Genomic DNA, 25,426 nt, shown 5'->3' with positions numbered 1-25,426 from the left:
GAATTGAAGAAAGGCTCAGCCGACGCCGAGCGCCTTGAGCTTGCGGTGCAGCGCCGAGCGCTCCATGCCGACGAACTCGGCGGTGCGCGAGATGTTGCCGGAGAACCGGCTGATCTGCGCGATCAGATAATCGCGCTCGAACGCCTCTCGGGCCTCGCGGAGCGGCAGACCCATGATGTGCTCGCCATTGTTGCCGGTCGGCATCGTCGGGACCATCGAGCCGACATCCTGCGGCAGCATGTCGGCGGTGATCACCGCATCCGGTCCGCCGCCGGCCAGAATCATCAGGCGCTCGACGTTATTGCGGAGCTGGCGGACATTGCCGGGCCAGACATGCGACTGCAGCACCGCCATCGCGTCCTGGCCGATCTGCCGGCGCGGCAGCCCGGTCGCCGCCGAGATCTGCTCCATGAAGTACTCGATCAGTTCCGGAATGTCGTCGCGCCGCTCCGACAGCGGCGGCACCCGGATCGGCACCACCGACAGCCGGTGATACAGGTCTTCGCGGAACCTTCCGGCGACGATCTCTTCTTCGAGGTTGCGCGCGGTCGACGAGATGATGCGGACGTCGACATTGACCCGGGTGGTGCCGCCGCAGCGCTGGAAGGTCTGCTCGACCAGGACGCGGAGAATCTTGTTCTGGGTCTCGCGCGGCATGTCGGCGATTTCGTCGATGAACAGCGTGCCGCCGTGCGCTTCTTCCAGCGCGCCCGCCTTGCGCGAATGCTCGCCGTTGGCCTCGACGCCGAACAGCTCGATTTCCATTTTCTCCGGGGTGATCGCCGCGGCATTGATCACCACGAACGGACCCTCGGCGCGCGACGACGAATTGTGCAGCGTCCGCGCCGCGAGCTCCTTGCCGGCGCCGGACGGGCCGACGATCAGGATTCGGCTGTTGGCCTTGGCGGCGCGCTCGATCGTCTGACGCAACTGGTTGATGCAGGCAGAGCGGCCGACCAGGGTCGATGCCGACGGCGCGAGCTGTTTCAATTCACGCACTTCGCGCTTCAGCCGCGAGGTCTCCAGCGCCCGCGTCGCCACCAGAATCAGCCGGTCGGACTTGAACGGCTTCTCGATGAAGTCGTAAGCGCCGCGTTTGATCGCAGCGACCGCGGTTTCGATGTTGCCGTGGCCGGAGATCATCACCACCGGGACGTCGGTGTGATCCTTCTTGATCTGCTCCAGCAATTGCAGACCGTCGAGCTTGCTGCCCTGCAGCCAGATGTCGAGGAAAATCAGGTTCGGCCGCCGGTTGGCGATCTCGGCCAGAGCCGAATCACTGTCGCGCGCGGTGCGGGTGGAAAAGCCTTCGTCCTCGAGAATACCGGCGACGAGATCACGGATGTCCGCTTCATCGTCGACGATCAGAATGTCATTCGCCATGGTCGCGCCTGTCGCTTTAGCTGCCGCTGGCAGCCGCTATCCTTGGTTCGTTGTCGGCCTGCTGTTTGGTTCACCCGAGCCCGGAGGCGCCGCCGGCTGACCCGACATCGCAAATCGAAGGCGCATCCACGCACCGCGCTGGCCCGGACGGACATGGGATGCGTCATTGAGTTCGATGCCCCCACCGTGGTCGACCAACACCCGTCCGACGATCGCCAGGCCGAGGCCGGTGCCCTTCTCGCGGGTGGTGACGTAGGGTTCGAGCAGCCGCGAGCGGCTTTCTTTGGGCAGACCAATGCCGTTGTCGATGATGTCGATGACGACGTCGTCGCCGTCTCGGGCCGCCACCACTTCGATCTTGCCCTTGCCGAGCTCGTCTTCCGGCACCGCTTCAATCGCCTCGGTGGCGTTCTTGATGATGTTGGTCAGGGCCTGCGAGATCAGGCGGCGGTCGAACCGCGCATGCAGCGGTTCGCCCTTGATTTCGGTCTCGATGTCCACATCGGGATGACCGACCCGCATCAGGAACACGACCTGCCGCACCGTATCGCCGACGTCCTCGCCTTCGATCACCGGCTTCGGCATCCGCGCAAACCGTGAGAACTCGTCGACCATCCGCCGGATATCGTCGACCTGGCGGACGATGGTGTCGGTGCATTGCTCGAAGATACTCTTGTCCTCGACGATGACCTTGCCGAACTTGCGCTTGATACGCTCCGCAGAGAGCTGGATCGGCGTCAGCGGATTCTTGATCTCGTGGGCGATCCGGCGGGCGACGTCGCCCCAGGCCGAGGTGCGCTGCGCCGACACCAGTTCGGTGATGTCGTCGAGCGTGATGATGTAGCTGTCGCTGGTATGGCCGGTCTGCTCGGCGGTGACGCGGACGTTGAGGATCCGTTCGCGGCCGTCGCGGGTGATGGTGATCTGGCCCTGCACCAGGCGCTGCGATCCCTCGCGCGCACTCGCCATGATCTCGTCCAGCTCGGGGATGATCTCCGACAAGGGATGTCCCAGCGCCTCGGCCTCGGCGTGACCGATCAGCTTCTCGGCCGAGCGATTGAGAATGCCGATGCTCAGGGAGCCGTCGACGCCGATGATGCCGGCGCTGGCCGACGACAACACCGCCTCGATGAAACGGCGGCGGCTGTCGATCAGCTCGCTGGCGCTGACCAGATCGTCGCGCTGGGTGCGCAGCTCCTGAGTCATCTTGTTGAAGGTCATGCCGAGCTGCGACAGGTCGCCCTCGGATTTCGACACCGGCACCTGGACGTGCAGATCGCCGGTCGAGACCAGATGCGCCGCGCCCATCAGGCGGCGGATCGGCGCCACCAGCCAGTTGGCGAAATTCAGCCCGATCAGCACCGCCGACATCAGCACGGTGAGTGCGATCACGGTGAACATCAGGGCGAACGCGACCTGGACGCCGAGCCGCCGCGCCTCGAGTTCGGAATATTCGGCGACGCTGGCCTGAGTCTGGCGCAACTGCGCCACCACGTGCGGATCGAGGAAGCGCGCGACATACAGGAAGGTGTCTTCGAAACCCTTCAGCCGGATCACCGCGGCGACGTAATTGGCTTCGATGAACACCGCGATCTGCGGCTCGGTATCGTCGACGTTCTTCAGGAATTCGGGCGCCGGCACGTCGAAGTCGCGGCGGATGCCGTTCTGCGCCGCTTCCAGGATGTTGCGATCCTTGTCGATCAGCATCGCGCCCGGCAGATTGCGGGTGGCGGCGTCGTTGGTGAGGAATTCGCGGAACGACTTGCGGTCGAGGTCGAACAGCGCCCGGGCGTGCGAGATGTCGTTGGCCATGCCGAGAATGTCGCCGCGGATCAACTGGCCGTGCTCGTGCAGATAGGCGTTGGCGACGATCAGCGAATTCTGGATCACCGCCCGGGTCGGGCCGGAGAACAGCCGGTCGAGGCCGCGGTCGAGCGTGACGTTGGCGACGATCGACACCAGCACCGCCGGCAGCACTGCGATCACCGAGAACAGGCTGACGATCTGAACGTGCAGCCGCGACGCCGCCCGCCCGCGCCTGCGAGCCTGGATCACCTTCCAGACTTCGCGAGCAATGATCGCGAGCAGCAGCAGGATGGTGACGGCATTGATCAGCAGGAAGCTGACCACGACCTCACGGGTCGGGGCGATCGGGGTCAGTCCGGTGAGGACGACAAAGGTCAGGAAGGCCGAGAACAACGCGACGCCGACTGCCATCGGCGCCAGCAGCTTGCGCCAAGTGCGCAGCCGAGGCTCGGCAATCGACGTGTCGTCAACAACTGGGGCCGACGTCTCTGCGCTGGTCATTCCGGCAATAATCAATGGATGCGTTCGGCCGCCGCCGCGCGGGCGGAACCGTGTGATGCATTCGTACAACAATGTTGCTCAATTGCGACAATATCGCGGCGCATCGCCCGAGCCACCTCGGGCGAGTACGCGGTCCACAGCCGAAACCCTTGTCTCGGCGTCTCAGCCGCCGGTCCGATAGACCTGAATGTCGAGATCGCGGATCTTCTTGCGCAGAGTGTTGCGGTTGAGGCCCAGCAGGTCCGCGGCGCGGATCTGGTTGCCGCGAGTCGCAGCCAGCGCGGCGGTGAGCAGCGGCACCTCGATCTCGCGCAGCACCCGGTGGTAGAGGCCGGGTGGCGGCACGCCGTTCGGGAAGCCCGAAAAGTGCGATGACAGGTACATCTCGACCGCGCCGCCGAGATTGTCGACGGTGTGCGGCGCGCTGCCACCCGCCACCACCGGCGGCGGCGCCAATTCGCCGTCGATCACCGAGGCGGTGATCACCTCCTGCGGATACAGCGCCGCCAGACGGCGGGCGAGATTTTCCAGTTCGCGGACGTTGCCCGGCCAGCGGTGCTGCTTCATCCGCTCCAATGCGGCTGCATCGAGCTTCTTGGCCGGCAGGCCGTCCTTCTCGGCAAGCGCGAAGAAATGCCGAACCAGATCCGGCAGATCCTCGATGTGCTCGCGCAGCGGCGGCAGCCGCAGCGGGACCACGTTGAGACGGAAGAACAGGTCTTCCCGGAACAGACCCTGCTGAATCAGAACCCGCAGATCCTTGTTGGAGGCCGCAACGATCCGGACGTCGGTCTTGATCGGTGTGCGTCCGCCGACGGTGGTGTATTCGCCCTGCTGCAGCACACGCAGCAACCGGGTCTGCGCTTCCATCGGCATGTCGCCGATTTCGTCGAGAAACAGCGTGCCGCCCTCGGCCTGTTCGAACCGCCCGGAGGCGCGGGTGTTGGCGCCGGTGAAGGCACCGCGCTCGTGACCGAACAATTCCGACTCGATCAGGTCGCGCGGAATCGCCGCCATGTTGACCGCGACGAACGGACCGTTGCGGCGCTTGCCGTAGTCGTGCAGCGCCCGCGACACCAATTCCTTGCCGGTGCCGGACTCGCCGGTGATCATCACCGTCAGGTCGGTCTGCATCAGCCGCGCCAGCACCCGGTAGATTTCCTGCATCGCCGGCGAACGGCCGACCAGCGGGATCGAGTCGAACTCGCCCTCATCGTTGGCGCTGGTGATGCGCTCCTTCGGCTCGGCCAGCGCGCGGCCGACGATCGCGATCAGTTCCTTCAGATCGAACGGCTTCGGCAGATATTCGTACGCGCCTTTTTCCGAGGCGCGGATCGCCGTCATGAAGGTGTTCTGCGCGCTCATCACGATGACCGGCAGGTTCGGCCGCAGCTTCTTGATCCGCGGCAACAGATCGAATGCGTTCTCGTCCGGCATCACCACGTCGGTGATCACCAGATCGCCCTCGCCCTGACTGACCCAGCGCCACAGCGTCGCGGCGTTGCCGGTCAGCCGCACTTCGTAGCCGGCGCGCGACAGCGCTTGATTGAGCACCGTGCGGATGGCGGTGTCGTCGTCCGCGACGAGAATACTACCTGCAGGCATTGGGAGTCCTCATCTTGCAGTCTTTGAGGCATCGGACGACGCCGGCGCGTCCTCGCCGTTCGTGGATTGTAGGGCCATGGCGGTGTTGAACATCGGCATCAACACCCGGAAGGTGGTTTTGCGCGGCTGCGATTCACACTCGATGATGCCGCCGTGATCGCCGACGATCTTCGCCACCAGCGCCAGGCCGAGGCCGGAGCCCGACGGCTTGGTGGTGACGAACGGATCGAACAGGTTCGGCAGCAGATCTTCGGGAACGCCGGGACCGTTGTCCCGCACGCAGAATTCGAGCGGCAGCGACACCCGCGTCTTCTTACCCGGCACCGACAGCCGGACGCCGGGGCGGAACGCGGTGGTGAGCTGAATCTCGCCGTCGGAGCCGAGATCGACCACGGCCTCGGCTGCGTTCTTCACCAGGTTCAAGAACACCTGAATCAGTTGATCCTGATTGGCCAGCACCGGCGGCAGCGACGGGTCGTAGTCCTCGACGAATTTGATGTTGCGGGCGAAGCCGGACTGCGCCAGCCGCTTGACGTGATCCAGTACCGAATGAATGTTGACCGGCCCGCGCGCGACCGGCCGATCGTCGCCGAACACTTCCATGCGGTCGACCAGGGTGACGATGCGGTCGGCTTCGTCGCAGATCAGCCGGGTCAGCATCCGGTCTTCGGCGGAAGCCTGCTGCTCGAGCAGTTGCGCAGCGCCGCGAATCCCGGACAGCGGGTTCTTGATCTCGTGCGCCAGCATCGCCGCCAGCGCGATCACCGAGCGCGCGGCGCTGCGGTGCGTGAGCTGGCGATCCATCTTGTCGGCGATGGTGCGCTCCTGAAGCATCACCACGATGTGGCCGGGACGCTCGTTGAGCGGAGCGACGTGAAGGTCGACCTGGCGGTCCGCGCCGATCCGGGGCGTGCCGAGATCGACCTTGTATTCGTTGACCGGCGAATGTCCGATCCGGACCTGCTCGATCAGCGCCAGCAGCGGGCTGCCGAACGGCACCAGGTCGGTCAGCGACTGCCGCCGCAGCAATTGGGCGGAAATCTCGAAGAACGATTCCGCCGACATGTTGGCATCGACGATCTTGCCGTCGGGACCGACCAGCAGCACCGGATTCGGCAACGCATTGAGGATCGCATCGCTGTCGGTCGGCTGAGCCCGGCGCGGTTCGACGATGGCGTTCATGCGGCGGCCCTCCAGGCGAAATCATCGTAGGCGTCGGCGAGCGCGCGATGCACGCGGGCCGGATTCTCTTCGGTCAGGATCGCAGCGCGCCAGTGTTTCAGAATCGCCGGCGGGGCACCGGCGCTGGCGGCGGCGACCTCGAGCGACCAGCCGAGATGCTTGCGCGCGTGACGCAGTCCGATCCTGACGCCGTACAGCGCCAGAATGTCGTCGTAGAGCGTGCGCAAGTAATCGCGCTGCGCCGCGAGCGGCGGCTCCGCCCCGGCCTGACCGGTGGTGAGCTGGCGGCCGACCTGCCCCGGCAGCCACGGCCGCCCCTGGGCGCCGCGCCCGATCATCACCGCGTCGGCGCCCGACCGCTGCAGCGCTTCAAGCGCGGTGGCGTGACAGGTGATATCGCCGTTGACCACCAGCGGAATCGAGATCGCGTCCCGGACGGCGCGCACCGCGCCCCAATCGGCTTCGCCCTTGTAGAACTGCTGCCGGGTGCGGCCATGCACCGTGACGAGCTGCACTCCGGCGTCCTGCGCACGCCGCGCCAGCTCCGGCGCGTTGCGCGAGCGATCATCCCAGCCGAGCCGCATCTTCAGTGTCACCGGCACCCGGACCGCGCCGATCGTCGCTTCGATCAGCGTCAGCGCGTGATCGAGATCCCGCATCAGGGCCGAGCCGGACAACCCGCCGGTGACGTGCCGCGCCGGGCAGCCCATATTGATGTCGATGATGTCCGCGCCGCCGGCTTCCGCAATCCGGGCCCCCTCCGCCATCCACCGTGCCTCGCAGCCGGCAAGCTGGACGACGTGCGGCCCCTGGCCGACCTTGTCACAGCGGCGTACCGACATCCGTCGACCGGCCACCAGATCCTCGCTGGCGGTCATCTCCGAGACCACCAGTCCAGCGCCGAGTTCCGCGACTTGCCGCCGGAACGGCGCGTCGGTAATGCCTGTCATCGGCGCCAGAAGTACCGGACGGGCCACCGCAATATTGCCAATCCTCAAAGGCGGCGAACCTGATACAGTGGGTCCAGTCACGGTTTGCTCATTCTATAGCCAGCGCGGTTGCACGCCCGACTTCGCTCAATGTTTGAGCATTGTAGATCATTGCCTACAGTTTAGCCAATCATATCAGACATGCAAGTGCGTTGCAGCAATTGTCCCCGGACGGCGGCGGCTGCGACGACGGAATCATGCTGCTTTTCAACCCCGGCATGGTAAGGGCTGTGCGCCGGCGCCACCAGCGCCGGCTGTCCCAATTCCGTATCAATTGATCAGATGTCGAACCCGCTCCGCACTGCTGCTATCATCGTCGCCGCCGGGCGCGGCCTGCGCGCAGGCGCTGGCGGCCCCAAGCAATACCGCACCCTTGCCGGCCGGCCGGTGATCGCCCGGGCGATGGAGCCGTTCTGCACCCATCCCGAGGTGATGGCGGTGCAGCCGGTGACCAATCCCGACGACACCGAGATGTTCAACGCGGCGGTCGCCGGCCTGAATTTCCGTCCCGCGGTCGGCGGCGGCGCGACCCGGCAGGGCTCGGTGCGCGCCGGCCTGGAAGCTCTGGCCGAGCTGAAGCCGGACATCGTGCTGATTCACGATGCGGCGCGCTGCTTCGTCACCCCGGGGCTGATCTCCCGCGCGATTGCCGCCGCCGGCGCCACCGGCGCGGCGCTGCCGGTGGTCCCGGTGACCGATACCATCAAGCAGGTCGACGCCAACGGCGCGGTCGACGCGACGCCGGACCGCGCGACCTTGCGGATCGCCCAGACCCCGCAGGCGTTCCGCTTCGACGTCATTCTCGATGCCCACCGCCGCGCTGCCCAGGACGGCCGCGACGAATTCACCGACGACGCCGCCCTCGCCGAATGGGCGGGATTGACGGTGTCGACCTTCGAGGGCGATGCTAACAACATGAAGATGACCACCCCGGAAGATTTCGCTCGCGAGGAAAGCCGGCTGATGGCCGCCCTCGGCGACATCCGCACCGGCACTGGCTACGACGTGCATGCGTTCGGCGACGGCGACCACGTCTGGCTGTGCGGGCTGAAGGTGCCGCACAGCCGCGGCTTCCTGGCGCATTCCGATGGCGACGTCGGCCTGCATGCGCTGGTTGACGCGATCCTCGGCGCGCTGGCGGACGGCGATATCGGTTCCCACTTCCCGCCGACCGACCCGCAGTGGAAGGGCGCGGCCTCCGACAAGTTCCTCAAATACGCGATCGACCGCCTCACCGCGCGCGGCGGCCGCGTCGCCAATCTCGAAGTGACGATGATCTGCGAGCGGCCGAAGATCGGCCCGCTGCGCGACGCGATGCGTCAGTGCATCGCCGAGATCACCGGCGTGCCGGTGTCGCGCGTCGCGGTGAAGGCCACCACCAGCGAGAAGCTCGGCTTTACCGGCCGCGAGGAAGGCATCGCGGCGACCGCATCCGCCACCATCCGGCTGCCCTGGGGCGCCGACGGACTGGCCGGCTGACGATGAGCAGCAGCGACGCCCGTGCCCTCGCCCGCTCGTTGCTCGACCTCTGCCGTTCGCGGAAGCTGATGATCGCAACCGCCGAGTCCTGCACCGGCGGTCTGGTCGCCGGCGCACTCACCGACATCCCCGGCTCGTCCGACGTGATCGACCGCGGCTTCGTCACCTATTCCAACGCCGCCAAGCATGATCTGCTCGGCGTGGAGAACGCCACGCTCACCACCTTCGGCGCCGTCAGCAAGGAAACTGCGATCGCGATGGCGGTCGGCGCGCTGGAGAATGCCGACGTCGATCTCGCGGTCTCGATCACGGGGATCGCCGGCCCCGGCGGCGCAACGCCCGGCAAGCCGGTCGGCCTGGTGCATTTCGCCGTCGCGGCGCGCGACGGCCGGATCTCGCACCGCGAGCAGCGTTTTGGCGCGATCGGCCGCAGCAACGTTCGCCAGCGCTCGGTGGTCGAAGCGCTGCGGATGCTGCTGGAACTCGCCCGCGGCCCGAAGCCGCCGACCAAGGCCAAACGCGAAGTGGCCACCGGCGTGCACAAACGCGTCGCCCGCTCCCCCCGCCGCGTCGCCGCCAAGCGCCGGCAGCCGAAGCGGCCGGTGAAGCCGAAGAAGACTTAGCGGCGATGCAATTGGTCAGGCCGGCATGAAGCACGGCGCGGCCCGATCATCGCCGTCACCCTCCGCGAAAGCGGAGGGCCAAGTGTGTGGATATTCAAGTTTATCGCGATAGCGAAACTAACTACACCCGCGACAGCTTCGGGCCCGTGCCGTAGATCTGGTCGGCACGGGTTTCGAAGGCTTCGGCGAAGCGGTGGAACGCGGTGTCGAACATCGCGCCCATCAGGGTCGCGAGCACCCGGCTCTTGAACTCATACGAAATGAAGAAGCCGACCTCGCAGGCGCGCTCGGTCTTGGCGACGAAGGTCCAGCGGTTCTCCAGATTGGAAAACGGACCTTTGAGATACTCGACCAGGATTTTCAGATTGGCGCGATCGAGGGTGACGCGGCTGGTGAAGGTCTCCTGCACCAGCTTGAACGACACCGTCATGTCGGCGATCACCACCTCGGTGCCATCCGGCTGCTGAGTGCGCTCGCGAATTCTCAGCGCCTTGCACAACGGCACGAACTGCGGATAGCGCTCGACGTCGGCAACGAGATCGAACATCTGCTCGGCACTGTGCGGCACCCGGCGCCTGCTGGAAAACTGCGGCATCGAAGTGTCTCAGCGCGCCAGCGCAGCGCGCGCGGCCTTGAGCTTGGCAAAATCGTCGCCGGCGTGATGCGAGGAGCGCGTCATCGGGCTCGCCGAGACCATCAGGAAGCCCTTGGCGAAGGCGGTCTTCTCGTAGGAGTCGAATTCGTCCGGCGTGACGTAGCGCATCACGGCGTGATGCTTGCGGGTCGGCTGCAGATACTGGCCGATGGTGAGGAAATCGACCTCTGCCGAGCGCAGATCGTCCATCACCTGCAGCACTTCGTGCCGCTCCTCGCCCAGCCCAACCATAATGCCGGACTTGGTGAAGATCGTCGGGTCGAGCTCCTTCACCCGCTGCAGCAGCCGGATCGAATGGAAGTAACGCGCGCCCGGCCGCACCGACAAATAGCGCGACGGCACGGTTTCGAGATTGTGGTTGAACACGTCCGGCTTGGCGGCGACCACGACTTCCAGCGCGCCATCCTTGCGCAGGAAATCCGGCGTCAGGATTTCGATCGTCGTGGTCGGGCAAGCTTCGCGCAACGCGCGGATCGTCGCGGCAAAGTGCGCCGCACCGCCGTCGGCCAGATCGTCGCGATCTACCGAGGTGATCACCAGATGCTGCAACCCGAGCTTCCGCGTCGCCTCGGCGACATAAGCCGGCTCGTTGGCGTCGAGCGCGCCCGGCATCCCGGTCTTGACGTTGCAGAACGCGCACGCCCGGGTGCAGGTGTCGCCCATGATCATGAAGGTGGCGTGCTTCTTGTCCCAGCACTCGCCGATGTTCGGACAGCCGGCCTCCTCGCACACGGTGTGCAGGCCGTTCTCCTTGACGATGCCGCGGGTCTCGCCATAGCCGCGCGTGGTCGGCGCACGCACCCGGATCCAGTCCGGCTTCTTCGGCGACAGCGCGTCGGGCCGCGCCGCCTTCTCCGGATGCCGGGGGCGGACGGGGTTGGCGGACACCGTATCGACGAGAACGACCATGAGCTGCCTGGGTTTGCGCGAGAACCCTACCTAATCCGGCCGCCCCCGTCCCGCAACCCACGCCGCTTGCAGGCCGTTATCCCTTGGAATAATGCTCGAATTGAACGCATTGCGCCCCGCGCCGGCCGCGCCCGAGCGAACCTCTCCGATGACCAAGTCCCGCGTTCCGAACCGCTCTTCGGACGGAACACATCCCGCCCTCGGCCCGCTGCTGACGCGCCGCTTCTTTGCTCGCAGCGTCCACGAGGTCGCGCCCGAGCTTATCGGCGCGACGCTGCTGTTCCGCGGCGCCGGCGGCGTCATCGTCGAGGTCGAAGCCTATCACCACACAGATCCGGCGGCGCATTCCTATGGCGGGCCGACACTGCGCAACCAGGTGATGTTCGGCCCGCCGGGCTTAGCCTACGTCTATCGCTCCTACGGCATCCATTGGTGCGTCAATGTCGTCTGCGAACCGGAAGGCTCCGCCAGTGCGGTGCTGATCCGCGCGCTGGAGCCGACCCACGGTCTGACGGAAATGCGGGCCCGCCGCGGCCTCGACGACGACCGCAGCCTGTGCTCCGGCCCTGGTAAGCTCGCGCAGGCGCTCGGCATCACCATCGTCCACAACGGTCGGCCGCTCGATGCCGCCCCGTTCGCGATCCATCGCCGGATCACCACGCCTGAGATCATCACCGGCCCGCGCATCGGGATCACCAAGGCGGCGGACTATCCGTGGCGCTATGGGATGGCGGGATCACGGTTCTTGAGCAAGCCGTTTCCGCGATCAATTTGATCGAAGCTGGCCCTCAACAAAACCGGTCATCGCCCGGCTTGTCCGGGCGACCCAGTATTGCAGAGCGCTGCGGCTAAGTAACGGGCGCTCTGGGATACTGGGCCCTCCGCTTTCGCGGAGGGTGACGTTTGTTTGCGGCGCAGCGCTACGGCCTCAGCTTGCCGCCGCCCGCGCCCGCCGCAGATGTTCGGGATACCAGACCGTGAACATCGCGGTGCCGATCAGCACCGCGTAAGAGATCAGCTCGTAGGCGAGTTCGGGCAGTGCGACCTGCTCCATCTTGCCGAATGCCAGCACCGCATTGATGGTGAAAGCCGTCGCCCAGATTCCGGTCATCAGCACGTTGATGCGGATGAATTTCGGATCGTTCCAGACCGCCGAATCGACGTGCTCCCTAGCGTAGTCCAGCGTGAACGGCTTGCCGAGCAGAATCGTCAGCCAGGCACCGGCTGCCAGCGCGCCGTTTGCCAGGACGCCGAGATGGCGCAACGTCCAGGTGTCATGGAAGCCCATTACCGCGATGGTCGCGGCCCCGAAGAATACCACGCCGACCCACAGAATAATGCCGCGATGGAGCTTCAACACCCCCATCACCACGGTCAGCGCCAGTGCGACGCCGAGGCCGATCTCCACCCGCAACAGCGTGTCGCGGGCGATGATCAGGAATGACAGCCACGGCGCGAACGAAATCAGCAGCTTGAGAAAGGCGAGCATCGGAACGTTCCCATTGAGGTCGCCGATGCTACACAAAGCGGATCACACGCGTCCTTGGCGCGGATCAACAGCAACGCACCACGTCGCGTCGCCTGTCACCGAAGCATCATCCTTCGGGCTCGCTGCGCGAGCTCTTCAGGATGACGGCTTTGATTTAGACAAGCGCCTACGACGCGTTCTTCAGCCGCAGCAGGGCCTCGAGAATCTTGACCTTGCGGGCGAGCGCGGCCTCGCGCTTCTCGCGTTCTTCCTCGACGACTTCCTCGACGGCATTGGCGACGAACTTCTCGTTCGCCAGCTTGGCCTCGGCGCGCTTGATGTCGGCCTCGGCCTTGCCGAGCTCCTTCTCCAGCCGCACCTGCTCGGCGGCGAAATCGACCACGCCCTTCAAGGGCAGCGCCGCGACCTCGCCGCGCACCAGGAGCTGCACGGCGCCTTGCGGGGCGGCGTCCGCGAACGAGATCTCGCCGACCCGCGCCAGCCGCTTGATCACATCGCTCCAACGGCTCGCCCGCGCATTGGTGTCGGCAGAGGCGCCGGCCAGCACCAGCGGCGTCAGGGTCGACGGCACGATGTTCATCTCGGCGCGCGCCGAGCGGATCGCGGTGACGAGATCGACCACCCAGCCGATTTCGGCTTCGGCCGCATCGTCGGTGAAATCCGGTGTCTCCGGCTCGGGAATCGACAGCATCGCCGGCCCGGCCATCGGGTCGGTCGCGGCCGAGGCGACCAGCATCGACATCTCTTCGTCAGACATCCCCGTCTTGCGCGACCACGGCGCCAGCGCCAGCAAGCCGTCGCGCGATGCCGTCACCGCCCAAAGCTCTTCGGTGATGAACGGCATGAACGGATGCAGGATCTTCAGGATTTCGTCGCGCGCCCACGCCACCATCGCACGGGTCTCGGTCTTGGCGGCGCCGTCCTCGCCCATCAGCACCGGCTTGGCGAGTTCGAGATACCAGTCGCAATACACGTTCCAGACGAAGCGATACGCAGCTTCGGCGGCGTCGTTGAAGCGATAGGATTCGATCGCCTCGGTGACTTCGCGCACCGCCCGCACGGTCTCGTGCGCGATCCAGCGGTTGAGCGTGTCCTTGGCCGCGGTGAAATCGAAATCCTTCGCCGCCGCGCAGCCGTTCATCTCGGCGAAGCGGCAGGCGTTCCAGAGCTTGGTGGCGAAGTTGCGATAGCCTTCGACGCGGGAGGTCGCGAGCTTGATGTCGCGGCCCTGCGCCGCCATGGCGGCCAGCGTGAAACGCAGCGCGTCGGCGCCGTATTGGTCGATCAGGTTGAGCGGGTCGATGACGTTGCCCTTCGACTTCGACATCTTGGCGCCCTTCTCGTCGCGAACGAGGGCGTGGATGTAGACGGTCGGGAACGGCACGTCGTCCATGAAGTGCAGGCCCATCATCATCATCCGGGCGACCCAGAAGAAGATGATGTCGAAGCCGGTGACCAGCACGTCGGTTGGGTAGTAGCGATCGAGCTCGGGTGTCTCGTCCGGCCAGCCGAGCGTCGAGAACGGCCACAGTGCCGAGGAGAACCAGGTGTCGAGCACGTCCTCGTCGCGGGTGATGAAGCCCTCGCGCTTGACCGGATCGACCGCCATGTCGTGGGCCTGCGCCGGCGTGATCACTTCCTGCTCGACGTAGTAGCCGAGCGCGTTGCCGACTGCCTCTTCCTCGGTTTCGGCGACGAACACCTTGCCGTCCGGGCCATACCACGCCGGGATCTGGTGACCCCACCAAAGCTGGCGTGAGATGCACCACGGCTGGATGTTCTCCATCCACTCGAAGTAGGTCTTCTCCCAGTTCTTCGGAACGAAGCTGGTCTCGCCCGAGCGCACCGCGGCGATTGCCGGCTGCGCCAGCGTCTTGGCGTCGACGTACCACTGGTCGGTGAGGAACGGCTCGATCACCACGCCGGACCGGTCGCCATGCGGCACCATGTGGACGTTGGGCTCGATCTTCTCCAGGAAGCCGAAATCGTCGAGCCGCGCCACGATCATCTTGCGCGCGGCGAAACGGTCGGTACCCTCGATCTCCTCGGCGAATTCGCGGGCGCCTTCCGGCAGGCCTTCGAGATAGGAGCTGTTGTCGGCGACCGAGATCTTGCCCTCGATGTCGAGCACGTTGATCTGCGGCAGATGATGCCGTTTGCCGACCTCGAAGTCGTTGAAATCGTGCGCCGGCGTGATCTTCACCGCGCCCGAGCCCTTCTCGGGATCGGAGTACTCGTCGGCCACGATCGGAATCCGACGGCCGACCAGCGGCAGGACGACATGCTTGCCGATCAGATGCGTATAGCGCTCGTCTTCCGGATTCACCGCAACCGCGCTGTCGCCCAGCATGGTTTCTGGACGCGTGGTCGCGACCACGATGAAGGTCGACGGATCGGCCGGATCGAAGGTCTTGCCTTCGATCGGATAGCGCAGATGCCAGAGGCTGCCCTTCACCTCGATCTGCTGGACCTCCAGATCCGAGATCGCGGTCAGCAGCTTCGGATCCCAATTGACCAGCCGCTTGTCCTTGTAGATCAGGCCCTGGCGGTGCAGCTCGACGAACACCTTGGCGACGGCGCGGGACAGCCCCTCGTCCATCGTGAAGCGCTCGCGCGACCAATCGCACGACGCGCCGAGCCGCTTGAGCTGGTTGACGATCACGCCGCCGCTCTCGGCCTTCCATTGCCAGACCCGCTCCAGGAACTTGGCGCGGCCCATGTCGCGGCGGCTCGGCTCCTGGCGCTCCATCAGCTGGCGCTCGACCACCATCTGGGTGGCGATGCCGGCGTGGTCGGTGCCGGGCTGCCACAGCACGTCGCGACCGCGCATCCGCTCGAACCGGCACAGGATGTCCTGCAGCGTGTTGTTGAGCGCATGGCCCATGTGCAACGAGCCGGTGACGTTCGGCGGCGGAATCACGATCGAGTACGGGACGGCGTCGCGGCGATCCGGACGGCCGGCCTTGAAGGCCTCCGCGTCTTCCCAGGCGCGCGAAATGCGGGCCTCGATGTCGGCTGGCTGGTAGGTTTTCTCGATCATGGCGCTGCAATCAAAAAAGGCGCGTCGCCGGGCCGCGAACGCGCTCGTTGGACGACGCTAGAAACCTTCCGGCGCGCCGCAAGTCAACAATGGAGGCCGGTCCATTGGATCAGGCGGAGGCAGCGCCTCCGCCAAACGGGCTCAGCGCCCGCGCGAGACCCGCTCGATTTCCTGGCGGACGATCCGCTCGACCAGCGTCGGCAGATTGTCGTCGAGCCAAGCCTTCAGCATCGGGCGCAGCATCTCCTTGACCAGATCCTCGAGGGTCCGGGCGTTGTTGCTGAGCACAGTGGTGGCGAGCGAATTGAACGCAGATTCCACCGCAGCGGCGGTGGTGCGCGACAGGATCGGTTGCTGCGGCTCCTCGCTCCAGGCGGCGGCGGGCGGTGGCTCGTAGGCCGGTTCGGGCGCGCGCGGCTTAGGCGCCGCTTCGGCAAACTCGATGTCGTCCTCGATCGGTGCCCTCTGAACCGGAGACGGTGGCGGCGGTGGTGGAGTCGGTTCGGGCTCGGGTTCGGGCTCCGGCAGCGCCATTTCGTCGGTCAGTTCGAGCACGTCACCGTCTGGTTGCGAAGGCCGGACTTCTTCCTCGGTGGTGTCGGCGTCGAGGCCAGCCAGCAGCGCATCGATGTCGTCCTGGCTGTTGCTCTCCGCCTCGGCAGGCATCGGCGGAGGTGCCGGCTTCGGGGCGGCGGCGGGCTTGGGCGGCGCGGCTTGCGCCACCGGGCTCGGTGCAGACGGAGGTGGGGTCATGACCGCGGGCTTGCTCGGCGGGGGAGCCGGCTTGGGCGGCTCCGGCTTCGGGGCAACGGCCGCCGGCGCAGGTGCCGGGGTCGCGGGTTTGGCTTCGTCATCGGCAATGATGCGACGGATCGACGCCAGAATCTCCTCCATGGAAGGCTCTTGCGCCTTTGCAGGCTGCGTCATCTCCGACTCCACATCATCACGCCCTTCCCGGCGTTGTAACATCAAAGCTCTACGGGAGAGACCGGTTCCCGATCGGCGTCGCCGGGTTTCGCGTTGGAAGCAGGACTTGTCCCCAGCTTCAACTACGGGACGCTCCGAGGTCCGCCCGACGCACAACGACGTCGAGCACCGCGAAACACGAGCGTGAATCCGACTCGAATCGTCACGACGATCCAAGCAACGGTAGGCAGCCGATTAGTTGTTTGCAAGCAAACGCGCCCGGGCAAAGTCCCGTGCGCGAGCCGCGGCCGCAATCAGCGGCCGTCGGGAGTCCGAACGCCGCCCCAGCTATCGCGCACCTGATGATAGTGCACGCTGGGATCATAGACGTTGGTCTTCAGGCCGAGCACCTGCGGCGACAGCCGGCCGATCGCATTCAGTACGGCATAGGACGCGACCACACGGTCGTGCTGGGCTGTCACCAGCGCGACGCGGGCATTCACCAGCGCCTGCTGCGCGTTCAACACGTCGAGCGTGGTACGCTGGCCGGCGCGGGCTTCTTCGCGGACGCCATTGAGCGCGATCTCCGAGGCCTTCACCTGCGACTGTGCCGACGAGACCTGTGCCTTGGCCGCCTGAAGCTGGCCCCACGCCTGCACCACGCTGGCGCGGGTCTGGTCGCGCACCTGTTCGAGGTTGAGACGCTGCTGCGCCAGAGTTTCCTTCGACTGCCGGATCAGCGCGTATTCGCCGCCGCCCTGGTAGATCGGGATCGAGAGCTGCGCCACACCCGAAGCCAGGAACTGCCGCGGTGATGAGATCGACGGTTCCCACGACTGCTGCGCGCTCGCCTGCAGCGTCAGGGTCGGAAACAGCGCACCTTCGTTGATCTTCACGTTCAGGTAGCTGACGTCGATGCCGTACATCGCGGCGGTGACGTTCGGGTTCTCGACCAGCGCCAGATTGATCGCCTGCGCCAAGGTGCTCGGCAGATAGCGGTCGACCGGCGAGCCCGGCGCCAGATTGCCCGGTTCGTTGCCAATGATGCGGCGGTAGTTCGACCGGGTGGTGGTCAGGGTGGATTCGGCGGCGAGCTGCTGGGTGTTGCCGGCAGCGAGCTGCGCCTGCGACTGCGCCACGTCGGTGCGGGTCACCTCGCCGACGTGGAAGCGGTCGTTGGTCTGCCGCAGCGTCTGCTCGAGAACCCGCACGTTCGACCGCTGCACTTCCAGTGTCGCCGAGTCGCGCAGGTAATCCATGTAGATGGTGGCCGCCGACAGCAGCACCGACTGTTCCAGCACACGCAGGCCTTCGCGTGCCGAGGAAACCTGGCTCTCCGCCGCACGGGTACGGTTCCCAGTCTGATTGCCGTTGAACAGCGTCTGGGACGCGGTCACGCCGACCGAGCGCGGGATTTGCGTGCCGTTGAGATGAAACTGATTGCCGCCCACCGACGAAATCACGTCGGTATATTGATAACCGCCGCTGGCGGTAACGGACACCTTCGGCCGGTAGCCTGACAACGCTTGGGGAACCGATTCGTCCGTGGCGCGCACCGAGGCGCGTTGCGCATTGAGCTGGGGATTGGTCTGGTAGGCGCGGATCAGCGCCCCTTCGATGGTGTCCGCGCGAGCTGCTGTCTGCGACACGCAAGCCAGAACGATGCCGGCAGCCGCAAGGCCGGAAATCCGCTTAAGCCCATCCATTCTGGCAATCCAATCCTGAACTTTTCCCCACACCGGACTCTCCGGGGCCGAACGCCATGCGCATGGCCGAACATTGTCCGGTAAGTCCGTCCTCACCATAAGACACCGGATTGGCCGAAGAAACCCCCCGTCCTCGGACTGCAACGAAACTTCCGAGCTGGGGCATTCGCGCCACAGGTATGATTCCTCGATAGAATTTTCCCGACCGATCAGAATTCAAAGGCCGGTGCGCGCTCCAGTCCGGGCAACACCGGAACCAGCGCGTCGAACAGAACGCGAGCGCCGAAGTCGCCATGGGACCGCGTGACCGTCGTCACCCGCTGCGGCTTGCCCTGGGCGAACGCACCGACCAGCCGACCGCCGAGCTTGAGCTGCTCGTACAGCATGGTCGGCTCGACCTCGGTGGCGCCGCACAACAAAATCGCGTCGAATGGCGCGTTATGCAGATCACCCTTCGCCGCTTCCGCGACACGGACACTGACATGAGGGAGGCCGAGCGCCGGCAGCGTCGAGCGGATGCGCTGCGCCAGCGCCTCATCGTCGATCGTGGTGGTGACCCGGGTCGCCAGCCTGGCCGCCACCGCAGCGATATAGCCGGTCGGGCAGCCGACCACGAGCACGCGGTCGTCGCGCTCGATCTCGGCAGCCTGCAGCAGGCGTGCGGTCATGATCGGGTTGAGGAGGAAATGCTTGCGGCCATCGCTGCCCTCGATCTCCAGATCGAGATCGAGATACACCAGTTCGCGCTTCGATTCGGGAACGAACGCCTCGCGAGGCAGCGCCCGCATCGCATCGATGATTCGCCAATCCGTCACGCTGGCGGGCCGGATTTGGCCGTCGACCATGTTTTGTCGCGCGCGCTCGAATTCCAACATCCTCGATCCCCTGCGTGAAACCCGCGTCATCCATGATGCAACGCCGCCAAAAACGCAACATGCCGCCGCACTCAACAGATTTGGTGCAAAAGGGGCTTCACGCGGCGCAAATCATCCCCTACATAGCCCTCGCCGTCACAACGGCTCGCCGCTGCGTTGCGGCGGAAACGGCCGGTGTCGATCGACCGATTTCTGCTTTCCAACGCTGAACGGCTTTGTTATACGCTGCCTCGCGAAGCCTAGCTTCGCTTGTTCCCTGGTAGCTCAGTGGTAGAGCAACCGGCTGTTAACCGGTTGGTCGCTGGTTCGAATCCGGCCCGGGGAGCCATTTTCACTTCATCGGTCGCAGATCCTGAAAGCCCGCAACCTGTCGCGGGCACAATACACCGCGCCTGCATCGAATCCCCGGCGACAGCCCCTCTCGACGGCGAACTGTCACGCCGCTGTGACTCGGCCTCCCCCTGCTCCCGGAACGTTATCGCATCGACATTCGTTGCGTCGGCATCGGACATAATGAGGGAGACGAAAGATGCTGAAGCCGACCACCTTTGCCGCCGCGTTGTTCGCCGGTGCCATTGCCGTGACGACCGCCGCCTCCGCGCAGCAGCCGGCGCACACCCGGGGCCAGCTCTATGATCGCCACCAGGGTTATCAGGAACGCGGCTATCAGGAGCGCAATTGGCGCGACAGCAACGCGTTCTGGCCGGGTCAGGTCGCCGCCGGCGTGGTCGGCGGTGCGATCGGCGCCGCAGGTGCGATCGCAACCGCGCCGTTCCAGGCCGGCTACCAGGGCGATTACGACATGCGCAGCTACGCCGAGCGCAACGGCTTCGTCTGCCTGCCGGGCACAACATTCCGCGGCGAGGACGGCCGGATGCATCTGTGCCAGTAACGTTGCATTCAGCAACGCGCCTGAATCGAGCCGCCTCCAGTCGGGGGCGGCTTTTTTCATGGTGTCCGATGCATCCGGAGCGGCCGATCCGGTGCGAATCCGCCGGTCGCTAAAATTGTAGCGATCCGCTCAACCGGGCCCACAACAGTTCTTGACACACTCCGGTTCGGACAGGGGAGCCGGACCATGAGCGAAGCCGAATACGATCTGCTGCTGGACTCGATCAGCAGCGCCGTCGCGGAAAGCGCACAGGACAATGTCGTGCGCCCGAACGCGGTGGCGACGATGCGCCGTGCGGCGAACGACAATTCGGTCGAATGGCCGTTGCTGCCGTTCCCGTCGGATTGGTACGCCTCCTGCTGACGCAGGCATTTGCCCGGCCTATCGCCCGTCCGACACGACGGTCTCCGCCAGCGAATCCAGATGCCGTTCCGCCAGCTCTTCGATCACCAGATCAGGCGCCTCGCGTTCGATCAGCGGCATGATCTGGCGTGACGGTTTGAAGCCCGAACGGGCGACATAGACCACCTCGCCGAAGCTGCGCGACAGATACGCGACCAGACCTTCGCTGAACGAATCGCCGACAAACATCAGCTTGTGTTTGGCCTGCGGGCACAGCGTCCGCCGCATCATGATGTCGTCGCCGACGACCGGCTGGAAAGCCGTGACGGTGTAGGCACATCGATCGGTCGGCGCAGCGATCGGCGTCGTCTCGCGCCTGGTCAATCCCGCCATGCGGGCGAGATCGCCGGCGTGATCCGACGTGACGGAAAACTGTCGCGCCTCGAGATCGATCACCGGCAGATCCGGAAGCGGCAGCGCCGCCATGATCCGGCGATAGCCGAGATAGGCGCCCCACGCGCTCCAATGCGAGTCGTCCTTGTAGTACACTGGTAGGTCCGTCTTGCCCTGCCGCAGCGCGACCCGCAGATCGAGCACAGGCAGACCGCTGGCCTCGGCCACCGCAACGACCTGATCGAACTGCGACGGCGTATCGCGCCGCGACATGTAGGTCGGCATCATCTCCGGATAGATCGTGTGCTTGTCGGGCACGATCACGAACAGATACGGCCGGCCAGCCGCCTCCATCGCGCGCGCCCGGCGCTGCAGCGCCACGCGCGTGTCCTCGAGCTGGAGCGTGCTGAGCGGCCGCTGGTTGCGATACAGCTCGATCGAGTTGTCGCCGGCATAGAACAGCCAGTCGTCCTTGCCGAACACCACCTTGTCCGACGGAGAACGGCCCAGCAGCACGGTGCTGAAGTTGGAATTCAGCCGCAGCAGCAACTTGCGCAGCCCGAAATTGTCGTTGACGTAGGCGTCGAACCGCTGCGGGAAACTGTCCCACTCTGCGAACGTGCGCGGCCACCCCGGAAGCTGGGTGAGCGTACGGTTCTCGCCGCCGCTGATCTCGGCCTGCTTGAATGCCATCGCGATCAGCGACGCAAACGAGAACGCCATCACCAGGCCGACCAACATTCGGCCATACAGCCGGGCGGTCAAAGGGGTTCGCTGCATCGCTAGAACCGGAAATAGATGAACGGATTGTAGGTGCCCGCCGCGACCTGACCGGCCGCCAACAGGCCGATCGTCAGCAGCACGACCAGACGTGCGCCGAGCATCAGAGCGCCGTCCCGGCCGAGCTGCAAGCTGCCGATCCCGGGATCGAGACGGCCCTCGCGCTGGTTCCGGCGCAGCCTCCAGTCTGAAGTGAGCGGGCTGAACAGCGACGCGCTCGCCAAGCCCCCGAGCACCAGGCAGATCGCCACCAGCGGGTCGATCTCGGACAGGAAGTCGAGCGACCAGCCCGCACCAAAGCCGGCCATTGCCCGCAGATAGGCGATCGCATGGGTGAGGTCGGCGGCCCGGAAGAACACCCAGGCCAGCGACACCACGGCCAGCGTGTAGGCGTGCTGCACCAGTCGCGGCGTGCGCGCCAGCAGCGCCGCCAGCCCGAACCGCTCCAGGATCAGGAAAAGACCGTGGATCAGCCCCCACACCACAAAGGTCCAGTTGGCGCCGTGCCAGAGCCCGCACAACAGGAACACCGTGGCGAGATTGAAATAGATTCGCCACGGCGGCACGCGGTTGCCGCCAAGCGGGATGTACAGATAGTCGCGCAGCCAGTTCGACAGCGAGATGTGCCAACGCCGCCAGAATTCCTGCATCGAGCGCGCCAGATACGGGTAGTTGAAATTCTCCAGGAAGGTGAACCCGAACAGCCGCGCCAGCCCGATCGCCATGTCCGAATAGGCCGAGAAATCGAGATAGATCTGCAACGTGTAGCAGATCAACCCGAGCCAGGCCGTGCCGGGGCTGAGATCGGCGGCCGGCAGCGCGAAGATCCGGTCGGCGACCTCGCCGAGCGGATTGGCCAGCAGCATCTTCTTGCCGAATCCGGCCAGGAATCGCTCGACGCCGGAGGCCGCCAGCTCGAGCGTCACCGGCCGGCGCCGGAGCTGATCGGAGATGTCGTGGTAGCGGATGATCGGGCCGGCGATCAGTTGCGGAAAGAAAGCGATGTACAGCGCGAAATCGACCGGCCGGCGCTGCGCCCTCGCCACCCCGCGATAGACGTCGATCACATAGGACAGCGCATGGAAGGTGAAGAACGAGATTCCCAGCGGCAGATGTGGCGACACCACCGTGACGGGCGCGATTCCGATCGCCTCGAACATCGCGTTGAGATTGGCGATCAGGAATTCGGAATACTTGAACACCGCCAACAAGCCGATGTTCAGCACCACGGCGGCGGCCACCACCAGCTTGCGCTGGCGCGGCTCCGCCAATGCCTCCAGCGCCAGTCCGAGCAGCCAGTTGCCGAAAATCGATCCCAGCATCACCAGCGCGAAGAACCGCTCGCCCCAGGCATAGAACACCAGGCTGGCGACCAGCAGCACGCTGTTGCGAAGCGGCCGCGGCACGCTCCAATAGACGAGAAGCAGCAGCGGCATGAACAGGAAGAGGAACACCGGCGAACTGAACAGCATCAGGCCGTCGTCCTTGCGCCGCTCCGGCGCCTGCTGTCGCGATCCGGCATCCTCGTCCTGTCCCCTGGTGTCTCCCCTCCTTGCGCGACTGCTTATGAATGTTCAAGGCTGGGCAGGACCGACCGTTCGCGCGCTGCGGCGGTTGCCTATCGCCGTCCGGCCGTATAAGAGTTCGCCGCGTGGGGCCACGTGGCGGAGTGGTTACGCAACGGTCTGCAAAACCGTGTACACCAGTTCAATTCTGGTCGTGGCCTCCACTTTCCAATCAAGCACTTAGTGGACTTTTCTCAGACTCGACCGGAACCCGCGTCGAGGCCATGGCGGCGAGCGCTGAATCGCGACGCTTGCGCCCTCACCCGCGCCGTTTGCGCCAGTCGCGCTTCTTCGGCTTCGGTGCCAGGTCGGGCCGCTCGGCCTGGACCTGCTTGAACCGCGCCAGCATCCGGTCGAACGCCCCCAGCAATACGGTCTCGATCTCCGGCCGGTGCTCCAGCCGCGACAGCAGCATCGCGGCCGCTTCGAGGGTCGACAGACCGTCGCGGCGCGGCTCCTTGCGGAGGCGGCCGTAGCGCGAAGGCGCCGAGGGATCGAGAATCACCCGCTGGCATTTCAGCATCCAGGCGTTGCGCCACCACAGCGCCTTGGCCTGGCTCCAGGTGCCGTCGAGCAGTACCACGCCCTCGATGTCGTCGAGGATCATGTCCTGGTGCGGCTCGGGCTGGCCCTTGGCATCGACCGCCAGAACGTCCCGCCCCTGCGCCAGCTCGGCGGCGCGGGCGGAGCCGAGATACAGCACCGCCCAGCGCGACGGATCGTGCACGGTGCGGCCGAGCGCCTTGGACAAGCTCGGCCACGACAGCCCGATCCGGACCACGGCATTCTTGAAATGCTGCGCGGTCAGCCGCGCGGTGCCGAGCGCCCGGTCCTGCTCCTGCGGATGCTGCAAGATCAGGAGTTCGATCCGGCTGGCGATCGGCTCGACGGTGTCGCAGATGCACAGCGGCAGCGGCTTGCCGCAGCGGGCGCACTCGGGCTCCGGCGTGCCGGGCTCGGCGGCGCGGGTGGCGTGTTCGGTCGTCATCTCGTCTTCACTCCGCCGGCACTGCGGCCGGTGCGCCGCGGCGCCAGCGCCGCTGCCGCACCCGGTCGATCAACAGGTAGATCACCGGCGTCGTATACAACGTCAGCACCTGGGATACGAACAGCCCGCCGATGATGGTGATGCCGAGCGGTCGCCGCAGCTCGGTGCCGGGGCCGACCGCGACCACCAGAGGAATCGCCGCAAACAGCGCCGCCAGCGTGGTCATCAGAATCGGCCGGAACCGAACGATGCAGGCCTCGAAGATCGCATCCGCGGAGGACAGCCCGCGGTCGCGCTCCGCCTCCAGCGCAAAGTCCACCATCATGATGCCGTTCTTCTTGACGATGCCGATCAACATGATGATGCCGACGAAGGCGATCACCGACAATTCTGTGCCGGTGACCAGCAGCGCAAGCAGCGCGCCGAGCCCCGCCGAAGGCAGCGTGGAAATGATCGTGAGGGGATGCGCCAAGCTCTCGTAGAGCACGCCGAGAACAATGTACATCGCGATGAACGCCGCCAGAATCAGCAGCGGTTGCTTGCTGGAGGTGGCGCGGAAGTCGCCGGCGTTGCCGTCGAACGAGCCGCGAATGCCTTCCGGCATGTGCAATTCATCGACCGCGCGCTGAATGTTCCCGGTCGCCTCTTGCAGCGGAACGTCGGGCAACGTGTTGAACGACACCGTCGTCGATGGCACGCCCTGGGTATGGGCGACCGCCAGCGCCGCCAGCCCGCGCTCGGCGCGCACCACCGCCGACAGCGGCACCTGCTCGCCGCTCGAACTGGCGACGTAGATCCGTTTCAGGTCGATGGGATCGGTCTGGAATTTCGGATCGATTTCCAGCACCACCTGATACTGGTTGCGCTGGGTGTAGATCGTGGCGATCTGCCGCTGCGAGAACGCGTTGTTGAGCGCGTTGTCGATGTCCTGAATCTTGACGCCGAGCCGCGACGCCATGGTGCGGTCGATCGCCAAGGTCAGTTGCAGGCCACCGTCGTCGCGGTCGCTGGTGACGTCGGTGATGCCCTCGACAGTCTGCATCCTTTTGGCGACGATCGGAGCCCATTTCTGCAACAGCTCGAGGTCGGGACTGCTCAACGTGTACTGGTAGTTGGATTCGCTGGACCGGCCGCCGCCGCGCAGATCCTGCGCGGCGAACATGAACAGCCTGATGCCGGCGACCTGGCTGAGCTGCCGCCGCAGCCGGTCGATCACCATCTGGGTGGTCACGCCCTCGCGCTCGGCGTTGGGCTTCAGATTGATGAACATCGTGCCGCGATTGGAGCCGCCGGCGCCCGGCCCGCCGCCGCCCAGCAC

The 25,426-nt window shown here is 65.7% G+C and carries 21 protein-coding genes and 2 tRNA genes; 7 read left to right on the top strand and 16 right to left on the bottom strand.

The features are described 5' to 3' along the window. Positions 1–15: 15 nt before the first annotated feature. From ntrX to dusB, 5 genes are all read right to left on the bottom strand, one after another. Entirely contained in the window at positions 16–1,383 is a 1,368-nt protein-coding gene (gene ntrX, locus DU475_RS11575; protein WP_047308556.1) for a nitrogen assimilation response regulator NtrX, read from the bottom strand. A gap of 36 nt (positions 1,384–1,419) precedes the next feature. Then, the gene (locus DU475_RS11570; protein ID WP_164632243.1) at positions 1,420–3,690 is read right to left on the bottom strand and encodes a sensor histidine kinase NtrY-like; all 2,271 of its coding nucleotides are present in this window, start codon (positions 3,688–3,690) and stop codon (positions 1,420–1,422) included. 162 nt (positions 3,691–3,852) lie between these two features. After that, positions 3,853–5,295 (bottom strand): nitrogen regulation protein NR(I), encoded by a 1,443-nt coding sequence (gene ntrC, locus DU475_RS11565; RefSeq protein ID WP_013502578.1) that lies wholly within the window; start codon positions 5,293–5,295, stop codon positions 3,853–3,855. 9 nt (positions 5,296–5,304) lie between these two features. Beyond that, entirely contained in the window at positions 5,305–6,477 is a 1,173-nt protein-coding gene (locus tag DU475_RS11560; RefSeq protein WP_164632242.1) for a two-component system sensor histidine kinase NtrB, read from the bottom strand. Continuing rightward, the gene (dusB, locus tag DU475_RS11555) at positions 6,474–7,475 is read right to left on the bottom strand and encodes a tRNA dihydrouridine synthase DusB (RefSeq protein ID WP_142882661.1); all 1,002 of its coding nucleotides are present in this window, start codon (positions 7,473–7,475) and stop codon (positions 6,474–6,476) included. The genes DU475_RS11560 and dusB overlap by 4 nt, the downstream gene beginning before the upstream one ends. A gap of 273 nt (positions 7,476–7,748) precedes the next feature. On the opposite strand from dusB, the gene DU475_RS11550 reads away from it, so the two are divergent. Next, on the top strand, positions 7,749–8,945 hold the full coding sequence (locus DU475_RS11550) for a bifunctional 2-C-methyl-D-erythritol 4-phosphate cytidylyltransferase/2-C-methyl-D-erythritol 2,4-cyclodiphosphate synthase (RefSeq protein WP_164632241.1): 1,197 nt from the start codon (positions 7,749–7,751) through the stop codon (positions 8,943–8,945). 2 nt (positions 8,946–8,947) lie between these two features. After that, positions 8,948–9,568, top strand: a complete 621-nt coding sequence (locus tag DU475_RS11545; RefSeq protein ID WP_047308553.1) for a CinA family protein — start codon at positions 8,948–8,950, stop codon at positions 9,566–9,568. A gap of 121 nt (positions 9,569–9,689) precedes the next feature. Here the strand turns inward: DU475_RS11545 and DU475_RS11540 are convergent, their stop codons facing one another. Next, positions 9,690–10,163, bottom strand: a complete 474-nt coding sequence (locus tag DU475_RS11540) for a type II toxin-antitoxin system RatA family toxin (protein WP_047308552.1) — start codon at positions 10,161–10,163, stop codon at positions 9,690–9,692. 9 nt (positions 10,164–10,172) lie between these two features. Continuing rightward, positions 10,173–11,132 carry a lipoyl synthase gene (gene lipA, locus DU475_RS11535; RefSeq protein WP_047308551.1) on the bottom strand — a complete coding sequence of 320 codons (960 nt, stop codon included), beginning with the start codon at positions 11,130–11,132 and terminating at the stop codon, positions 10,173–10,175. A 148-nt stretch (positions 11,133–11,280) separates the two neighbouring features. Here lipA and DU475_RS11530 point away from each other — a divergent pair, with 148 nt between their 5' ends. Then, positions 11,281–11,907 carry a DNA-3-methyladenine glycosylase gene (locus tag DU475_RS11530; RefSeq protein WP_164632240.1) on the top strand — a complete coding sequence of 209 codons (627 nt, stop codon included), beginning with the start codon at positions 11,281–11,283 and terminating at the stop codon, positions 11,905–11,907. Positions 11,908–12,060: 153 nt separating this feature from the next. On the opposite strand, the gene DU475_RS11525 is transcribed toward DU475_RS11530, so the two are convergent. The 5 genes from DU475_RS11525 to DU475_RS11505 form a co-directional block, all read right to left on the bottom strand. After that, positions 12,061–12,621: a hypothetical protein gene (locus DU475_RS11525; RefSeq protein ID WP_164632239.1), complete on the bottom strand. Its 561-nt coding sequence runs from the start codon at positions 12,619–12,621 to the stop codon at positions 12,061–12,063. Between the two features lie 166 nt (positions 12,622–12,787). Further along, positions 12,788–15,661, bottom strand: coding sequence for a valine--tRNA ligase (locus DU475_RS11520; protein ID WP_164632238.1), 2,874 nt, complete (start codon positions 15,659–15,661; stop codon positions 12,788–12,790). 141 nt (positions 15,662–15,802) lie between these two features. Next, positions 15,803–16,588, bottom strand: coding sequence for a PopZ family protein (locus tag DU475_RS11515; protein WP_041807865.1), 786 nt, complete (start codon positions 16,586–16,588; stop codon positions 15,803–15,805). Positions 16,589–16,881: 293 nt separating this feature from the next. Then, positions 16,882–18,273 (bottom strand): TolC family outer membrane protein, encoded by a 1,392-nt coding sequence (locus tag DU475_RS11510; protein WP_164632237.1) that lies wholly within the window; start codon positions 18,271–18,273, stop codon positions 16,882–16,884. Between the two features lie 209 nt (positions 18,274–18,482). Beyond that, on the bottom strand, positions 18,483–19,148 hold the full coding sequence (locus tag DU475_RS11505) for a protein-L-isoaspartate O-methyltransferase family protein (RefSeq protein ID WP_013502590.1): 666 nt from the start codon (positions 19,146–19,148) through the stop codon (positions 18,483–18,485). Positions 19,149–19,401: 253 nt separating this feature from the next. Between DU475_RS11505 and DU475_RS11500 the strand changes: the two genes are divergently transcribed. The 3 genes from DU475_RS11500 (at position 19,402) to DU475_RS24075 (ending at position 20,403) form a co-directional block, all read left to right on the top strand. Then, positions 19,402–19,476 (top strand) — tRNA-Asn (locus DU475_RS11500). A gap of 201 nt (positions 19,477–19,677) precedes the next feature. Beyond that, complete coding sequence (locus tag DU475_RS11495) at positions 19,678–20,040, top strand: hypothetical protein (protein WP_013502591.1); 363 nt, start codon at positions 19,678–19,680, stop codon at positions 20,038–20,040. A gap of 186 nt (positions 20,041–20,226) precedes the next feature. After that, positions 20,227–20,403 carry a hypothetical protein gene (locus DU475_RS24075; protein WP_205524341.1) on the top strand — a complete coding sequence of 59 codons (177 nt, stop codon included), beginning with the start codon at positions 20,227–20,229 and terminating at the stop codon, positions 20,401–20,403. An 18-nt stretch (positions 20,404–20,421) separates the two neighbouring features. Here the strand turns inward: DU475_RS24075 and DU475_RS11490 are convergent, their stop codons facing one another. Further along, on the bottom strand, positions 20,422–21,555 hold the full coding sequence (locus DU475_RS11490; protein WP_164632236.1) for an alginate O-acetyltransferase AlgX-related protein: 1,134 nt from the start codon (positions 21,553–21,555) through the stop codon (positions 20,422–20,424). A 2-nt stretch (positions 21,556–21,557) separates the two neighbouring features. Continuing rightward, complete coding sequence (locus DU475_RS11485; protein WP_164632235.1) at positions 21,558–23,027, bottom strand: MBOAT family O-acyltransferase; 1,470 nt, start codon at positions 23,025–23,027, stop codon at positions 21,558–21,560. Between the two features lie 183 nt (positions 23,028–23,210). Between DU475_RS11485 and DU475_RS11480 the strand changes: the two genes are divergently transcribed. After that, positions 23,211–23,284: transfer RNA gene (locus tag DU475_RS11480), tRNA-Cys, on the top strand. A 95-nt stretch (positions 23,285–23,379) separates the two neighbouring features. Here the strand turns inward: DU475_RS11480 and DU475_RS11475 are convergent. Next, positions 23,380–24,108, bottom strand: a complete 729-nt coding sequence (locus DU475_RS11475) for a tRNA-uridine aminocarboxypropyltransferase (protein WP_164632234.1) — start codon at positions 24,106–24,108, stop codon at positions 23,380–23,382. A gap of 7 nt (positions 24,109–24,115) precedes the next feature. Continuing rightward, a partial coding sequence (locus tag DU475_RS11470; protein WP_205524340.1) for an efflux RND transporter permease subunit occupies positions 24,116–25,426 on the bottom strand: 1,311 nt, incomplete at its 5' end.

It is taken from the genome of Rhodopseudomonas sp. WA056 (assembly GCF_010906995.1).
Taxonomy (GTDB): domain Bacteria; phylum Pseudomonadota; class Alphaproteobacteria; order Rhizobiales; family Xanthobacteraceae; genus Rhodopseudomonas; species Rhodopseudomonas palustris_G.
Note: the sequence above shows the minus strand (reverse complement) of the source record. Positions and strands in the feature narration are given on the sequence as shown.

Coding starts and splice junctions, on each gene's coding strand:
- DU475_RS11525 (WP_164632239.1), bottom strand. CDS start 12,621: ATGCTCGCCTTTCTCAAGCTGCTGATTTCGTTCGCGCCGTGGCTGTCA.
- DU475_RS11545 (WP_047308553.1), top strand. CDS start 8,948: ATGAGCAGCAGCGACGCCCGTGCCCTCGCCCGCTCGTTGCTCGACCTC.
- DU475_RS11490 (WP_164632236.1), bottom strand. CDS start 21,555: ATGCAGCGAACCCCTTTGACCGCCCGGCTGTATGGCCGAATGTTGGTC.
- DU475_RS11530 (WP_164632240.1), top strand. CDS start 11,281: ATGACCAAGTCCCGCGTTCCGAACCGCTCTTCGGACGGAACACATCCC.
- ntrX (WP_047308556.1), bottom strand. CDS start 1,383: ATGGCGAATGACATTCTGATCGTCGACGATGAAGCGGACATCCGTGAT.
- DU475_RS11515 (WP_041807865.1), bottom strand. CDS start 16,588: ATGACGCAGCCTGCAAAGGCGCAAGAGCCTTCCATGGAGGAGATTCTG.
- DU475_RS11510 (WP_164632237.1), bottom strand. CDS start 18,273: ATGGATGGGCTTAAGCGGATTTCCGGCCTTGCGGCTGCCGGCATCGTT.
- ntrC (WP_013502578.1), bottom strand. CDS start 5,295: ATGCCTGCAGGTAGTATTCTCGTCGCGGACGACGACACCGCCATCCGC.
- DU475_RS11520 (WP_164632238.1), bottom strand. CDS start 15,661: ATGATCGAGAAAACCTACCAGCCAGCCGACATCGAGGCCCGCATTTCG.
- DU475_RS11560 (WP_164632242.1), bottom strand. CDS start 6,477: ATGAACGCCATCGTCGAACCGCGCCGGGCTCAGCCGACCGACAGCGAT.
- lipA (WP_047308551.1), bottom strand. CDS start 11,132: ATGGTCGTTCTCGTCGATACGGTGTCCGCCAACCCCGTCCGCCCCCGG.
- DU475_RS11475 (WP_164632234.1), bottom strand. CDS start 24,108: ATGACGACCGAACACGCCACCCGCGCCGCCGAGCCCGGCACGCCGGAG.
- DU475_RS11550 (WP_164632241.1), top strand. CDS start 7,749: ATGTCGAACCCGCTCCGCACTGCTGCTATCATCGTCGCCGCCGGGCGC.
- DU475_RS11570 (WP_164632243.1), bottom strand. CDS start 3,690: ATGACCAGCGCAGAGACGTCGGCCCCAGTTGTTGACGACACGTCGATT.
- DU475_RS24075 (WP_205524341.1), top strand. CDS start 20,227: ATGAGCGAAGCCGAATACGATCTGCTGCTGGACTCGATCAGCAGCGCC.
- DU475_RS11485 (WP_164632235.1), bottom strand. CDS start 23,027: ATGCTGTTCAGTTCGCCGGTGTTCCTCTTCCTGTTCATGCCGCTGCTG.
- DU475_RS11540 (WP_047308552.1), bottom strand. CDS start 10,163: ATGCCGCAGTTTTCCAGCAGGCGCCGGGTGCCGCACAGTGCCGAGCAG.
- DU475_RS11495 (WP_013502591.1), top strand. CDS start 19,678: ATGCTGAAGCCGACCACCTTTGCCGCCGCGTTGTTCGCCGGTGCCATT.
- DU475_RS11505 (WP_013502590.1), bottom strand. CDS start 19,148: ATGTTGGAATTCGAGCGCGCGCGACAAAACATGGTCGACGGCCAAATC.